The organism is Streptomyces sp. NPDC049915, assembly GCF_040656475.1.
Lineage (GTDB): Bacteria > Actinomycetota > Actinomycetes > Streptomycetales > Streptomycetaceae > Streptomyces.
Window position 1 is genome coordinate 17,920 of sequence record NZ_JBFAMH010000030.1, and the last position, 13,068, is coordinate 30,987.

16 protein-coding genes are annotated in these 13,068 nt (G+C 72.9%); 5 read left to right on the top strand and 11 right to left on the bottom strand.

The features are described from left to right. Nucleotides 1-54: 54 nt before the first annotated feature. Both AB0J12_RS33625 and AB0J12_RS33630 read right to left on the bottom strand, forming a co-directional pair. Nucleotides 55-741 carry an alpha/beta fold hydrolase gene (locus AB0J12_RS33625; RefSeq protein ID WP_363268418.1) on the bottom strand — a complete coding sequence of 229 codons (687 nt, stop codon included), beginning with the start codon at nt 739-741 and terminating at the stop codon, nt 55-57. Nucleotides 742-805: 64 nt separating this feature from the next. Next, entirely contained in the window at nt 806-943 is a 138-nt protein-coding gene (locus tag AB0J12_RS33630) for a hypothetical protein (protein WP_363268419.1), read from the bottom strand. A gap of 69 nt (nt 944-1,012) precedes the next feature. Between AB0J12_RS33630 and AB0J12_RS33635 the strand changes: the two genes are divergently transcribed. Both AB0J12_RS33635 and AB0J12_RS33640 read left to right on the top strand, forming a co-directional pair. Next, nucleotides 1,013-1,795 (top strand): amidohydrolase family protein, encoded by a 783-nt coding sequence (locus AB0J12_RS33635; protein ID WP_363268421.1) that lies wholly within the window; start codon nt 1,013-1,015, stop codon nt 1,793-1,795. Between the two features lie 13 nt (nt 1,796-1,808). After that, the gene (locus AB0J12_RS33640; protein ID WP_363268422.1) at nt 1,809-2,672 is read left to right on the top strand and encodes an alpha/beta hydrolase; all 864 of its coding nucleotides are present in this window, start codon (nt 1,809-1,811) and stop codon (nt 2,670-2,672) included. 21 nt (nt 2,673-2,693) lie between these two features. Here the strand turns inward: AB0J12_RS33640 and AB0J12_RS33645 are convergent, their stop codons facing one another. The 3 genes from AB0J12_RS33645 to AB0J12_RS33655 form a co-directional block, all read right to left on the bottom strand. After that, on the bottom strand, nt 2,694-3,224 hold the full coding sequence (locus AB0J12_RS33645; RefSeq protein WP_363268423.1) for a DoxX family protein: 531 nt from the start codon (nt 3,222-3,224) through the stop codon (nt 2,694-2,696). A 76-nt stretch (nt 3,225-3,300) separates the two neighbouring features. Next, the gene (locus tag AB0J12_RS33650) at nt 3,301-4,359 is read right to left on the bottom strand and encodes an ABC transporter permease (RefSeq protein ID WP_363268424.1); all 1,059 of its coding nucleotides are present in this window, start codon (nt 4,357-4,359) and stop codon (nt 3,301-3,303) included. 119 nt (nt 4,360-4,478) lie between these two features. Further along, nucleotides 4,479-4,826, bottom strand: coding sequence for a helix-turn-helix domain-containing protein (locus AB0J12_RS33655; protein WP_363268425.1), 348 nt, complete (start codon nt 4,824-4,826; stop codon nt 4,479-4,481). Between the two features lie 130 nt (nt 4,827-4,956). On the opposite strand from AB0J12_RS33655, the gene AB0J12_RS33660 reads away from it, so the two are divergent. The 3 genes from AB0J12_RS33660 (at nt 4,957) to AB0J12_RS33670 (ending at nt 7,722) form a co-directional block, all read left to right on the top strand. Further along, nucleotides 4,957-5,682 carry an ANTAR domain-containing protein gene (locus AB0J12_RS33660; RefSeq protein ID WP_363268426.1) on the top strand — a complete coding sequence of 242 codons (726 nt, stop codon included), beginning with the start codon at nt 4,957-4,959 and terminating at the stop codon, nt 5,680-5,682. Between the two features lie 286 nt (nt 5,683-5,968). Next, entirely contained in the window at nt 5,969-6,742 is a 774-nt protein-coding gene (locus tag AB0J12_RS33665; RefSeq protein ID WP_363268428.1) for a chitosanase, read from the top strand. Between the two features lie 14 nt (nt 6,743-6,756). Then, nucleotides 6,757-7,722, top strand: coding sequence for a right-handed parallel beta-helix repeat-containing protein (locus AB0J12_RS33670; protein ID WP_363268429.1), 966 nt, complete (start codon nt 6,757-6,759; stop codon nt 7,720-7,722). 54 nt (nt 7,723-7,776) lie between these two features. Here AB0J12_RS33670 and AB0J12_RS33675 read toward each other — a convergent pair whose 3' ends face one another. From AB0J12_RS33675 to AB0J12_RS33700, 6 genes are all read right to left on the bottom strand, one after another. Continuing rightward, nucleotides 7,777-8,649 (bottom strand): trypsin-like serine protease, encoded by an 873-nt coding sequence (locus tag AB0J12_RS33675; protein WP_363268430.1) that lies wholly within the window; start codon nt 8,647-8,649, stop codon nt 7,777-7,779. A gap of 129 nt (nt 8,650-8,778) precedes the next feature. Next, nucleotides 8,779-9,708, bottom strand: a complete 930-nt coding sequence (locus tag AB0J12_RS33680; RefSeq protein ID WP_363268431.1) for a hypothetical protein — start codon at nt 9,706-9,708, stop codon at nt 8,779-8,781. 14 nt (nt 9,709-9,722) lie between these two features. Beyond that, a complete protein-coding gene (locus AB0J12_RS33685) occupies nt 9,723-10,487 on the bottom strand; it encodes a metallophosphoesterase (protein WP_363268432.1) in 765 nt (254 codons plus the stop codon). Continuing rightward, nucleotides 10,484-10,729: a BON domain-containing protein gene (locus AB0J12_RS33690; RefSeq protein WP_363268434.1), complete on the bottom strand. Its 246-nt coding sequence runs from the start codon at nt 10,727-10,729 to the stop codon at nt 10,484-10,486. Before AB0J12_RS33690 ends, AB0J12_RS33685 begins: the two co-directional genes overlap by 4 nt. Continuing rightward, nucleotides 10,726-11,400: a hypothetical protein gene (locus AB0J12_RS33695; protein WP_363268435.1), complete on the bottom strand. Its 675-nt coding sequence runs from the start codon at nt 11,398-11,400 to the stop codon at nt 10,726-10,728. Before AB0J12_RS33695 ends, AB0J12_RS33690 begins: the two co-directional genes overlap by 4 nt. Before the next feature lie 102 nt (nt 11,401-11,502). Beyond that, nucleotides 11,503-12,966: an ornithine decarboxylase gene (locus AB0J12_RS33700; RefSeq protein WP_363268436.1), complete on the bottom strand. Its 1,464-nt coding sequence runs from the start codon at nt 12,964-12,966 to the stop codon at nt 11,503-11,505. Nucleotides 12,967-13,068 lie beyond the last annotated feature (102 nt).

The window sequence follows — 13,068 nt, forward strand, 5'->3', positions numbered from 1 at the left end:
GCCCGGGCGAGGCCGGGGCTCGGGCCGGGGCCGCCGTACCGCTCGGCCGGGCGGTCAGGACGCCGAGAGGAATTCCATGACGGCCCGGGTGAAGGCGTCGGGTGCCTCGTCGTGGACCATGTGGCCGACCGGGATCGTGATCACCCGGGCGTCCGGGATGCGGCGGGCCAGCTCCGCCACGCCGTCCTGCGGGACATGGCTGGCCGGCCCGCCGGCCACGACGAGCGTCGGGGCGGTGATCCCGGCCAGCCGGTCCAGCCAGGCCGGGTCGGGCGTGTCGAGCTGCGGCCGGACGGCCGTCACCATGTTCCAGTCGAAGTGCAGCTCCCCGTCCGGGCGCACCGGCGCAGTCGGTGTGCGGGGGCGTGGGGCGGGCACGTCCTCCAGTACCAGCCGCGCCACCCGGTGCGGACACTCCTGCGCCAGCAGCTGGGCGACCACCCCGCCCAGCGAGTGCCCGATCAGGTCCACCGCGCCGAGCCCGAGAGCGTCGAGGAAACCGAGCACGTCGGACGCCATCAGCTCCAGCGTGTACGTTCCCGGCCACGCACTGCGGCCGTGTCCGCGCAGATCCAGGGCGTACACCCGCCGCTCGGCGGCAAGCGCCCGTGCCACCGCGCGCCAGCTGCGAGCGTCCTCGCCGAGCGCGTGCAGCAGAACGGCGGCTCGTCCCTCCCGCGGCCCGGACACCTCGTAGGCGAGCCGGATGCCGTTCACGACGGTCGTGCGGTGATCCACCATGCCCGGAGGCTAGCCGTGGGCCCGCCGTTTCCGGCTCGGACTTCGCTGTCCGCAGAAGTGGTCGTCAGGGCGCGCGCACGAGCGGCGGTTCGCCCCGCGGCAGGCTGAGTGCTGCGCGCAGCGCCGCAGCCGGTCCGGCCCCGATCCGCTCGGCCAGCACCTCCTCGACGCGGGCGAGGACGGCCTGGGCACGGGCGTGCACCCGCTCGCCCTCCGGGGTGATACGGATCAGCCGGGTGACGCAGGCGGCATCGACACGGCGATCCTCTCGGTGTCCTCACCCGGTGTGCACTTCGGCGACAGCGCCGCGGCCCGCCGCCTGGCCCGCGAGGTCAACGAGGAAGCGGCCGGCATCGTCCGTGACCCCCCGGGCCGGTTCGGCTTCTTCGCCTCCCTGCCGCTGCCCGACGTGGACGCGGCCCTGGCCGAACTCGCCCACGCCCTCGACGCTCTGGGCGCCGACGGCGTCGTCCTGGAGACCAACAGCCACGGCGTCTACCTGTGCGACCCCCGTCCGGAACCGCTCTTCGCCGCATTGGACCGCCGCGCGGTGACCGTCTTCCTGCACCCCACCTCCCCGGTGTGCTGGGGGCAGTCGGCGCTCGGCCGGCCCCATCCGATGATCGAGTTCGTCTTCGACACCGCCCGCACGGTCACCGACCTGCTGATGGCCGGCGTCCTCGAGCGCCCCCCGGACCTGAGGGTGATCGTGCCGCACTGCGGCGGCGCGCTGCCCGTGCTCGCCGACCGCGTCGACGGCTTCCTGCGGCTCTTCCAGCCCGACCGGACCCACGCCCCGGACGCCGTGACCCAACTGCGGCGCCTCTGCTACGACACGGCCGGCCCGGCCTTCCCGCGCCAGCTCCCCGCGCTGCTGAACCTGGTCGGCCCCGACCGCCTGCTCTACGGCAGCGACTACTGCTGGACCCCGGCCCACGGCGTCGACGCGCACCTCGCGTCCGTGCAAGCCGCCGAGGTCCCGGTCCCGGGCGCCACCTGGCAGTCGCTGACCACCGCCAACGCCCGCCGCGCCCTCTCCCGCCCGGCCCGCTGACCCTGGAGCCCCCGTGCCCGCACCCGACCTCGCCGCACATCTGGCACCCCCCGACCCGGCGACCCCGCCCCTGCCGCCCGCCGCCCTCGCCGACGAGGACGTACGAATGCTGCGTGCCGTCCCCTACTGCGTCCGGGACGGCAGCCGCCCCCTGGAACTCGACCTGTGGCTGCCCGTCGGCCCGCCCGCCCGGCCGCTGCCGGCCGTGGTGTTCGTCCACGGCGGCGCCTGGCGCACCGGACTGCGCGACGACATGGGGCCGCGGCTGCGCGCGTGGCGGACGACGCCGTTCGCCCGTCTGGTACGGGCCGGGTTCGCCGTCGCCTGCCCCGACTACCGGCTCAGCGGCGAAGCCGTGCACCCGGCCCAGCAGGAAGACCTCGCCGCCGCCCTCGCCCGGCTGCGCACCCGGGGCGGCGAACTGGGCCTGGCCGCCGAACGCCCGGTGCTGTGGGGCGAGTCGGCCGGCGGCCACCTCGCGGCCCTGTACGCCCTCACCGCCGGCCGGACGGTCGCCGGATGCGTGGTCCGGTACGGGCCGACCGACCTCACCGGCGCCGCGGCGCACACCCTGGAGGCGCTGCTCCTCGGTCACGCAGCCGCCGACGACCCCGACCGCGCGCGGGAGGCCTCCCCGTCGGCCCACGTCGGCGGGGAGGCGCCTGCGTTCCTGCTCCTGCACGGCGCCGACGACACGATCGTCCCCGTCACCCAGTCACGGGACCTCGCCGCGGCCCTGCGCGCGGCCGGCGCCGACGTCACCTTCCGCGCCGTACCCGGCGCCGATCACCTGTGGACCGGCGCGCCGGACGCCCTCGTGGAGGAGGTGTTCGCGCAGTCCGTGGAGTTCGCCGGGCGGATCGTTCGGCGGCGCTGACGTGCCGTCGCCGAGAGGGCGTCAGCGCACCTTGGCGCGCAAGGCGCCCGCGGCCGCCGCCGGACGGGCCGTCGTCCGAGCGGTGCGGCGCACCAGATGGGCCTCGCGGCTCAGGTCGCGGGCGCCGTGCCGGCCGCGCCACAGCAGCGACGGGGCGCTGCCGGTGTCGTCGGCCGCGATGAGCAGCCCGCCCAGCATGGACAGGTTCTTCAGGAAGTGGATGCGCTGCTGCGCCCGCTGCCCGGGGTCGTCCGCCTCCCAGAAGCGGTGTCCGGCCAGCGTGGTCGGCACCAGCGTCCCGGCGAGGGCCAGCGCCGCCAGCCGGGGCATGCGCCCGGTGGCCAGCATGAGCCCGCCCACCACCTGCACCGCGCCACTGAGCCGTACGGCCTGCTCGGTGTGCTCGGGCAGCAGCGGCACCCGTTCCCTGATCGGGCCGACGACGGGCTCCGCGGCGGGAGCGACCTTCTCGGGGGAGCGCAGCGAGTTCATGCCGCCGGAGACGAACATGGACGCGAGCAGGGGACGGCCGACAAGGCGCAGCACACTCATGGCAACTCTCCAATGGGTTGACGGGCAGTGGTCGCCGGGTTCCCGGCGGTGGACGGGGCCATGCGCGCGCCCCTCGTCACGACGCGTGGGCGGGCAGGCGTTCGCGGCTGCCGGGATGCCGGTGCCGCCAGGTCCAGAACACCGCGCACGACAGCAGCGCCCACCCGGCCAGCACCAGGAACGGGAACGCGTGCTGGTGCCCGGCGAAGTACACGGCCGTGTGCTGGGCGCTCACCGAGGCGCCGGGCGGAAGCCAGCGGCCGATCACGCCGAGCGGGGAGGGCAGCAGCGGCCAGGAGACCGCGCCGCCGGACGAGGGGTTGCCCAGCAGCACCATCAGTCCCCACGTCGGCAGCATGGCCCAGCGCCCGATCAGTGTGTTGAACATCGTGAAGACCATGCCGGACGCGAACATCGTCAGTGCCAGGATCAGCCACGACTCCAGGAACGGCAGATCGACGGCGTCGAGCAGCCAGTCCACGACGGCGGCGATCGCGAAGCCGCCGAGCAGCGCGTAGCCGATGGTGAACGCGATCCGCTCCACCGGGGTGAGCGCCCGCGCGTGCACGCTCAGCTGGATCGCCCCGACGAAACCGATGATCACGGCCGCCAGAGAGATGTAGAAGATGGCCAGCCCCCGCGGATCACCCTCCTGCAGCGGCTTGATGTCCCGCACGGTGACGGCCACCCCCGTCTTGCGCCCCACCACCGGCGCGGTCTCGGACAATACCTGCGCCACGGAGGCGCCCGAGGCGCCGGAGACGTCCAGCATCACGCTGCGCCCGTCGCCGCGCACGTCGAAGATCGCGAACACCTTCTGCTCGTCGAGCGCCTGCCGGGCCTGGGTGACGGTGCCGTAGGTGTGCACCTTCACCGAGGCGTTCAGGGCCTTCTCCATGCCGTCCAGGAAGGCCCGGCCCCGGGCCTGCTGGTAGGAGCCGACGACGGCCGAAGGGATGGAGTGCGGGGTGGGGTTGGCCATCGAGTACGTGTAGGAGCCCGCGAACAGCCCGGCGGCGGCCGCGAGGATCAGCGCCAGCACGGTCGCCGGCAGCAACGGCGAGTGCCGGAACGCGGCCCAGCGCTGCGCACGTGTCGGCGGCCTGCCGTGGCCGCCGTGGGGCGTGTCGGCCATCCCGCGCACTCTCCCTCCAGCCAGGCACGACCCTGACATATCCGGGACGGACCGGCACGAGCTGGCAGTGCATTGGAGGGGCGCCGCACGCGCGGGCGGCGGGCGGGGCGCGGCGAAGGTCAGTCGCTCCCCGTCTTCTGCGCCGCAGCGGGCAACCGGGACCGGTCCGCCTCGTCCTGCACCAGCAGCGAGAGGAGCGAGGCAACCGTCAGCCCGGCCTCGGCGGGGTGTCGCAACACCTTGGAGGGATCGATGTCGTAGACGTTGCCGCGCCCTTCTCGGGTGTGCGAGAGGTAGCCGTCCTGCTCCAGATCGGCGATGATCTTCTGGACGGCCCGCTCCGTCAGCCGGCAGTGCGCGGCTATGTCGCGGATGCGCGCGCTGTGATTGTCTGCGATGGCCGCCAGGACCCGGGCGTGATTGGTCAGGAACGTCCACCCGGTATGCGGCTCAGGCACTCCCTCCATGGGGCGATTCTACGGCTATCCCTTCGTGTATACAAAGACCTGAAGAAGTTTTCATGTATAGGTTGACGTGTTGCTGTGCTCGGGGGAGCCTGGAGCGGAAGACGGTCATTGCTGACCGGGGGAGGCGGTCATGCCGGAGCCTGCGTACGAGGAGGGGTCCTCCGTCGGGGAGGCTCCCGGGCATACGGTCACGACGGGCGAGCCGCCCGTGCGCCCCCGGCGCCTGCCGCTCATCGACGTGCGCCCCGAGGGCGAGTTGGTACGGGTCACGGTGCGCGGTGAACTCGACCTCGACGCCGACGATGCGCTGGACCGCGCACTGCGCGCGGCCGTGACCCTGTCCGCCGGAGACGTCGAACTGGACCTGTCCGGTGTCGACTTCTGCGACTGCTCGGCACTCAACGTACTGCTGACCCACCGGCGCCGCGCCCTCGACGAGGGAAAGATGCTCGTCCTCGGCGGCGCCGCACCCACGGTCCTGCGGCTGATGGAACTGACCGGCACCCTCGCCCTGTTCGTCACGGACGACGATGCGGGGGAGTCCGTGTCGCCGCACGACGACGTCCTCGAGGACCTCCGTGTCGAGGTCGTGCAGCTGCGCCGGGCGATGCAGACCCGGCCGGTGATCGACCTGGCCCGAGGCATCCTCATGGCCTCCTTCGGGCTCAGCGCCGAGGACGCCTGGACGGTGCTGGTCACGGCCTCCCAGAACACCAACACCAAGCTCCACCACCTGGCCAGGGAGCTGGTGGACGCCGTACACGGCGAGCCTCTGGCCGATCCGGTGCAGCAGCAACTGGCCGCGGCGGTCGCCAAGGTGGCGGCACCCGCGCCCGGCGAGACACCGGACCTCTGAAGTCCTGGAGCCCCGAAGCTCTGGAGTCCTTAGCCCTTAGTCCTGAGGCCCTGTAGCACCGGACCCCTGAAGCCTTGACGACTCGTCGGCTCAGCGCCCGTGTGGCACGGCGGCTTTGTCCGATCGCACGAATTTCACCGCCCCCGGGTTACGGTCGACGCGATCTGATAGTAAACCTTCCTGTCAGTGGCACCGCGGTTCAACTCTCCACCCCCCACCTTCACTTGGAGCCCCCGTGACGCATTCCCACCCCGAGTCCGGCCTGCGTCGGCGTACCCTTCTCGCCATGACCGGCGCCCTGGGCGCGGCATCCTTCTTCGGCATCTCCCGGGCCACGGCGGCCCCGGCCGCCACCGGGCTCGACGACCCGGCGAAGAAGGAGATCGCCATGAAGCTCGTCTCGAGCGCGGAGAACTCCTCGCTCGACTGGAAGGCGCAGTACAAGTACATCGAGGACATCGGCGACGGCCGCGGCTACACCGCCGGCATCATCGGCTTCTGTTCCGGCACCGGTGACATGCTCGACCTCGTCCAGCTCTACACCGACCGCAAGCCCGGCAACGTCATCGCCCGCTACCTGCCGGCCCTGCGCCGGGTCAACGGCAGCGACTCGCACGCGGGCCTGGACCCCGACTTCCCCCGCGACTGGCGCAAGGCCGCCTCCGACAGCGCCTTCCGGCAGGCGCAGAACGACGAACGCGACCGCGTCTACTTCGACCCGGCCGTCCGCCGGGGCAAGAGCGACGGGCTGCGCGCCCTCGGCCAGTTCTGCTACTACGACGCCATCGTCATGCACGGCGACGGCGACGACCCCACCAGCTTCTCCGGCATCCGCAAGCGGGCCCTGCGCCAGGCCAAGCCGCCCGCGCAGGGCGGCGACGAGGTGCGTTACCTGGAAGCGTTCCTCGACGCGCGCGTGTGGGCCATGAAGCAGGAGGAGGCCCACAGCGACACCAGCCGCGTCGACACCGCCCAACGGGTCTTCCTGCGCCGGGGCAACCTCGACCTCGACCCGCCGCTGGACTGGAAGGTCTACGGCGACAGCTACCACATCGGCTGACGGGCGGGCAGCTCATGCGACCCCGTCCGCGCCCGCTGCTCACCCCCTTGCTCGCCGTGGGCGCGCTCACCGGCGCTCTCCTGCTCGCCCCGCCCGCCGAAGCCGGCGCCCGGGTGATCGAGGTGACCACCGCGGCCCAGCTCAAGGCGGCACTGACCGGCGCCGGGCCCGGCGCCACCATCCACCTCGCCGACGGCACCTACACCGGCAACTTCAAGGCCACGAAGGCCGCGTCGGCGTCCGCCCGCATCACGCTCACCGGCTCCGCCAGGGCCGTACTGAAAGCCGGCGGCGGATACGGTCTGCACCTGAACGGCGCCTCCTACTGGACCGTTTCGGGACTGACCGTGACCGGCGGGCAGAAGGGCATCGTGATCGACGCGGCCCAGGGCGTCCTGATCGACGGAGTGACCGTGCACGGCCTCGCCATGGAAGGAGTCCACTTCCGCAACTCCAGCAGCGACGGCGTCGTCCGCGGCTCCCGGATATACGACACCGGCACCGACGGCAGCGGTATGGGCGAGGGCGTCTACGTGGGCACCGCCAACACCCTCTCCGACCACAGCGACCGTGTGCAGATCGTGGACAACACCATCGGCCCCGGCGTCGGCGGCGAGAACATCGACATCAAGGAGGGCACCTCCGGCGCCCGCATCGCGGGCAACACCTTCGACGGCAGCGGGCTCACCGGCGCCCACTACGACGACTCCTGGGTCGACGTGAAGGGCAACGGCGTCCTGGTGGAGAACAACACCGGCCGGCACACCACCGACGACGGCTACCAGACCCACACCCAGCAGCCCGGCTGGGGCTGCGGGACCGTCTTCCGCGCCAACCGGTCCGATCTGACCGGCGCGAGCGGCCCGAACCGGCTGGCCATCGACGTCACGAACAGCGGCTCGGGCTGCCGGACCACGGTCTACGGCAGCAACGAGGTGACCGGCGGAAAGGGGCTGACGAACATCCCCGTCACCCCGTGACGCGGACACGGAGGTGACCTGCGGCCGGGCGCCCCACGGCGCCCGGCCGCTTGCTCACGGCAGCTGCACGAAGGGCGCCAGGAAGGCCCGGGCGCCCGGAGTGTCCAGCCGGTAGGTGACGTTCGTGGCGTAGCACGGCGTGTCACCGGTGATGGTCGTCGACGTCAGCACCCGCTTGCCGCCCAGGACGGCGAAGTTGGGACCGCCGGAATCGCCGTAGCAGGCACCGCCGTTGCCCTGCGGCGCCGTCATCGCGAGCCGGACCCACGCCTTGTTGAGCGCGTCGAACGACACCGGCGCCTTCATCCGGACGCCGCCGCCCGGATGGGTCTGGCCGCCGGGCCCGTTGACGGCCTCCTCGGTGCCGTACCCGGCGACGAGCCAGTCGGCCGAGTCCAGCCCCTTCGGGCCCAGCGCGTCCAGCTGGTTCGCGGCGGGCAGGGTGGCCGGGGTGAACTTCCAGCGAGCGGAGACCTGCGCCGCCGGCAGCTGGATCACGGCGATGTCGTGCGGGTCCGCCGAGGGCCCCGGGTAGCCGGGGTGGGTGTGGGCCGTGCCCTCGACGCCGACGGCACGGGCCCGGGCCGCCGGGTCGCCGGGGTACTTCTGCGCGGCGGCGTCCAGACCGGACTGCACGTCCTGGTCGAGGGAGACGTAGAAGCGCACGTCGTCCGGCCAGTCGGTGGTGCAGTGCGCCGCGGTGAGGAAGGTGTCGGCGTCGATCATCGTGCCGGAGCAGACCCAGTCCACCCGGTCCGGGGTGCTCGGGTCGCCGTCGTCGTCCCAGGTGGCCACGAGCGCGCCGACCTCGGTGCGTTCGGGCGCGGGCGTGGCGTTGTAGGAGTTGATCGCCGAGGACGGCACGGCGACGGCCAGCACGGTGGCGCAGGCCGCCGCGGTCAGGGCGGTGATGCGGAGCGCGGTCAAGAAGAACCCCTTCGCTGGGTGTGGACGGGCGTTCTCCTGTGGGAGGTGAGGGAATTGAATCCGCTGGGGCGCCCGGCGGCAAGACATGGACACGACCGACCCCACCCTGCCCTCGCCTGCCCTCGAGGGTCAGGTCTCGTCCGCGCCCTCCAGCTCCGCGAGTTTCGTCGCCGCCGTCATCGCGTGGCGCCGCGCGTCCCGCAGGCGGCGGTCCGCGGACCGGACCCGCTCACGGGCCTCGCGTGCGCCGGTGTGCGCCTCGCGCTGCTCCTGCTCGGCCTGCTTCAGGAGCTCACGCAGTTCGGTCACGCGGCCGCGCAGTTCCTCCGCGTGTTGTTCTGCGGCGTCGGCCCGGGCGGCGATGTCCGTCGTCTCCTTCTCCGCCGCGCCCAGTTCCCGCTGCGCGGCCTCGGCCTCCTCGCGCGCCCGCTCGAGCCGGCGACGCCGCTCCGCCTCCCGCTCCCTGTCCCGGCGGGCCGCCGCGGGCGTGCGTTTCGCCGTGGCCCCCTCCGTAGGCCGGGCCGTGGCCGGAGCCGCAGTGCCGGCTGGGGCCGTGGCCGCACGGCGTACCGCCTCCGGGCCGGTGGTGGGGAAACCGACCGGCTGCTCCAGCGCCTTGACCAGGTGACCTGTGGCCCACTCGCGTGCCGCGTCCGGGTCGGCGAGCACGGCGTGCAGGGTGGCCTCCACCTCGCGCTGGGCGCCGTCACCGATCGGATGCCCGGCGTCGGCGGTGAGCTGCCGCGCCTGCCGGGCCAGCGCGCCGACGAGCGAGTGGTGGCGGCGCGTCAGCTCACGCAACTGCCCGCCGTCCAGCTCGCGGTGCGCCTGCCGCAGACCCTCGCCGAGTTCCAGCAGGGGAGCGACGGCGTCGGGCCGCTCGCGCACCAGCAGATTGGCGGCCCACGCCGACAGGCTCGGGCGGCGCAGCCGCGCGATCCGGTCGGCCAGCGCACGGTCACCGGCCGTGCGGGCCGCCGCCGCGCGGGTGTTGCGGGCGGCGGTGAACTCCTCCGGCCGCAGCCCGTACAGCTCGTCGGCGACGGTGTCCAGATCCACCGGCCCACCCGTCGTCAGCGCGCGGGCTCCGCCCCCGCGGCGGCCGGCACCCGGTCCGGCGCCTGCAGGTGGTAGACGTGGAACGCCCGCCCGATCACGGGCTGCGCGACATTGCGCACCCGCACCCCGCCGCTCGTCATCCCGTGCTCGGTGCCCGCGTGCGCATGCCCGTGCACCGCCAGGTCGGCGCCCGTCTCGTCGATCGCCTCGGCCAGCAGATAGCTGCCGAGGAAGGGGTAGATCTCCAGCGGTTCGCCGGCGAGCGTGTCCGGTACCGGGGAGAAGTGGGTGAGCGCGATCCGCACGGCGCAGTCCTGCCCGGCGAGCCGCTCCAGCGCCCCGCGCAGTCCGTCGGCGCACCGGCGCGAGTAGCGCACGAACTCCTTCATCAGCGGTTCCCCGAACTCCCCGGCGTTGCGCCCGGCGAAGCCGCCGCCGAACCCCTTGGTGCCGGCCACGCCGATGCGGCCGGCGGGGCAGTCCAGCACGGTCTCCTCGCCCTCCAGGACGTGCGCGCCGCCGTCCTGCAGGATCGCCGTGACTTCTTCGGGCCGTTCGTCGTGGTGGTCGTGGTTGCCGAGCACGGCGACCACCGGGACGCCCAGGCCGGCGATCTCCCGCGCCACCACACGGGCCTCCTCCGGCGTGCCGTGCCGGGTCAGGTCACCGGCCAGCAACAGCACGTCGGCGCAGTCGGGCAGGGTCTCGAACGCGGGCCGCAGCACGCCCTGGCTGTCGGGGCCCATGTGGATGTCTCCGACGGCTGCGATGCGGATCATGCCAACTCCTCCGCCTGGTCGGGGGACGACGCCTCGGCGACGACGAGGTCGCAGTGGACCGTGAGGCCGCCCAGCGCCTCGGACACCAGGCGCCCGACCTCGTCGCGGCAGTGCGCGGACGGCACGGTTCCCGTCACCAGGACCGACTCGCCGTGAACGACGACCTGCACGCCCAGCTCGGCCAGCGTCCCCTCGGCGAGGCGCTCGCGCAGATGGGCGACGCGGTAGTCCATGGTGCTCATGGAAGCTCCTTCTGCGGGGTGATCACGTTCAGGCGTTCGAGGAGGAAGAGGAACGCCGCGGGCATCGGCTCCTCACCGCACTCCCGCCGCACTTGCTCCCAGTCGACCTTCTCGCGCAGGGCACGGGCGACGGGCAGGACCGCGCCGAAGTCGCAGTAGTGCTCGGAGAACGCGGAGACCAGGCTGGCGACGAGGTCCGTCGCCGACAGCACCGGCATGACGACCGACTCCACCGGGATCTCCTCGGCCCGGTCCAGCATCTCCGTCGTCACGGGGTGGTGCGCCAGCTCGAAGATGATGTCGATCGACTGGCCGAAGCACTCGGTCTTCAGCAGCCAGTCCTCCGGCGGGACGAGCACCTCCAGACCGCCCTCGCGCAGGGTGGCGGCGATCGAGTCGGCGTCCTCGGCGCGGACGCAGAAGTCCGCGTCGTGCTGGAGATTGGTGCCGGCGCCGTGCGCGTACGCGGCGACGCTGCCGGCGAGTGCGAACCGGTGGCCCTGCTGTTTGAGCAGCGCGCCCACCTGCTTGGTCGCCTCCAGGATGGCCTGGGTACGGTCCCGCGGCAGCTCCTGCGTCCCCGTGACCTCGGGCGGCAGCACCGTCGCGAGCCGCAGGCCGGAGCTCGACGTACGCCGGGCGGAGGCCGGGTCGTCACCGTGCTGCGTCATCACCACTCCCTTCGGCGCGACGGGGCGGGCCGGACCGGGCCGTCCCGGTCGTCGCACCCCGCAGCGGATTCCAAGTACCCGGGGCACCGGCCCCGACACGGATCACGACCGGGCCACCACCCTCAGGGTCTGCACCGTCGAGTCGGCGGCGTCCGGGATGAGCATCCCGTGCTCCACGCCGCTGCGCAGGTAGTCCAGCACCTCGTCCGTGATGACCTCACCGGGCGCGATCACCGGCACACCCGGCGGGTACGGGCTGATCATCTCCGCGCTGATCCGTCCCGCGGCCCGCTCGGCGGGCACGTGCTCGACGGGCGCGAAGAACGCCTCGCGGGGCAGCATCGCCTGCTCCAGCTCCAGCGTGGACGGCGCCGGCAGCCGCACCGCCGGCTGCCGCTCGATGGTGTCGGCCTTCTCGACCAGCGCCCGCAGCGCGTCCACCAGGACCAGCTCGGTGGTGTCGTCGTCGGCGTGCGTGATCGAGGCGCTGATCCGGCAGGTGTCGGAGCCGCCCATGTCCACGTGCCGGTTCGCGCGCAGCCACTCGGTGGCCTGCATGCCGCTGATGCCGAGCTCCCGCACATCGATCACGATCTTGAGCGGGTCGAAGGCCGCGGCCAGCCCCTCCTCGACGATCTCCTGGCCCATGACCCGCAGCCCCGGCAGTTCGTCGGCCGCCTCCCGGATTCGCCGAGCGCGGTGCAGCGCGGCGTCCAGCAGCTCGTGCCCCTGCTCCACCATCTGGCGCCGCCAGCCGTCCAGCGTCGCGAACACCAGGGTCGAGGCGCTGGTGGTGCCCAGCAGGTCCTCGCGCTGCTTCAGCGCCTCACCGGAGATCCGGTCGTACTGCAGATGGAAAACGGAACTCTGCTCGATGGCCCCGCCCATCTTGTGCACGCTGGTCAGGACCAGATCGGCCTCGGCGTTCATGCCCCAGGCGGGCAGATCCGGATGAAACGGCAGATGAGCGCCCCACGCCTCGTCCACGATGAGCGGCACGTCGAACTCGTGGCACACCCGGGCCACGCCCGCGATGTCGGCGCAAGAACCCCAGTCGGTCGGGGTGATCAGCAGCATCCCCTTGGCGTCCGGATGCTCACGCAGCTTCCTGCGTACGTCGTCGGGCTCCGGCGGATGGGCCAGGTGCCGCTCGGTGTCGAACTTTGGGTGCACCCAGATCGGCTCGACCCCGTTGACGACGACGGCCGCCACGACCGACTTGTGGGCGTTGCGGGAGATCAGCAGCTTCTCCCTGGGGCCCGCGGCGGCGAGCATCGCGGTCTTCACCGACAGGGAGCTGCCGCAGGTGGAGAAGAACGCCTCCGTCGCGCCCACCGCGTCCGCCATGAGTTCCTGCGCCTGGCCGATGACGCCCTGCGACTGACGGCGGTCGTCCAGCCCGTTGAGGCTGAGCACGTCGGAGCGGAAGACGTCCATCCCGACGACGTCCACCACCCGTGGATCCGCGCCCCGGCCCTGTTTGTGGCCCGGCGGGCCGTAGGCGATGTCGCCACGGCGCCGGAACTCCTGCAACGCCTCAAGGACGGGGGCACGCGAGTGGTCCATTGTTCCTCCCGGTCGCACGGGTCACCGGCCGCCGGCCGGACGGCCACGCCGAGCGGCCGTACCCACCGTGTTGCACCGCCACGGCGAGTGAAACTCCGAGGG

What these genes read in the sequence shown, in the direction of transcription:
- AB0J12_RS33625 (WP_363268418.1), bottom strand. Translation starts at nt 741, where the DNA reads ATGGTGGATCACCGCACGACCGTCGTGAACGGCATCCGGCTCGCCTAC.
- AB0J12_RS33695 (WP_363268435.1), bottom strand. Translation starts at nt 11,400, where the DNA reads ATGACGCAGCACGGTGACGACCCGGCCTCCGCCCGGCGTACGTCGAGC.
- AB0J12_RS33660 (WP_363268426.1), top strand. Translation starts at nt 4,957, where the DNA reads ATGCCGGAGCCTGCGTACGAGGAGGGGTCCTCCGTCGGGGAGGCTCCC.
- AB0J12_RS33700 (WP_363268436.1), bottom strand. Translation starts at nt 12,966, where the DNA reads ATGGACCACTCGCGTGCCCCCGTCCTTGAGGCGTTGCAGGAGTTCCGG.
- AB0J12_RS33690 (WP_363268434.1), bottom strand. Translation starts at nt 10,729, where the DNA reads ATGAGCACCATGGACTACCGCGTCGCCCATCTGCGCGAGCGCCTCGCC.
- AB0J12_RS33650 (WP_363268424.1), bottom strand. Translation starts at nt 4,359, where the DNA reads ATGGCCGACACGCCCCACGGCGGCCACGGCAGGCCGCCGACACGTGCG.
- AB0J12_RS33655 (WP_363268425.1), bottom strand. Translation starts at nt 4,826, where the DNA reads ATGGAGGGAGTGCCTGAGCCGCATACCGGGTGGACGTTCCTGACCAAT.
- AB0J12_RS33665 (WP_363268428.1), top strand. Translation starts at nt 5,969, where the DNA reads ATGACCGGCGCCCTGGGCGCGGCATCCTTCTTCGGCATCTCCCGGGCC.
- AB0J12_RS33670 (WP_363268429.1), top strand. Translation starts at nt 6,757, where the DNA reads ATGCGACCCCGTCCGCGCCCGCTGCTCACCCCCTTGCTCGCCGTGGGC.
- AB0J12_RS33645 (WP_363268423.1), bottom strand. Translation starts at nt 3,224, where the DNA reads ATGAGTGTGCTGCGCCTTGTCGGCCGTCCCCTGCTCGCGTCCATGTTC.
- AB0J12_RS33685 (WP_363268432.1), bottom strand. Translation starts at nt 10,487, where the DNA reads ATGATCCGCATCGCAGCCGTCGGAGACATCCACATGGGCCCCGACAGC.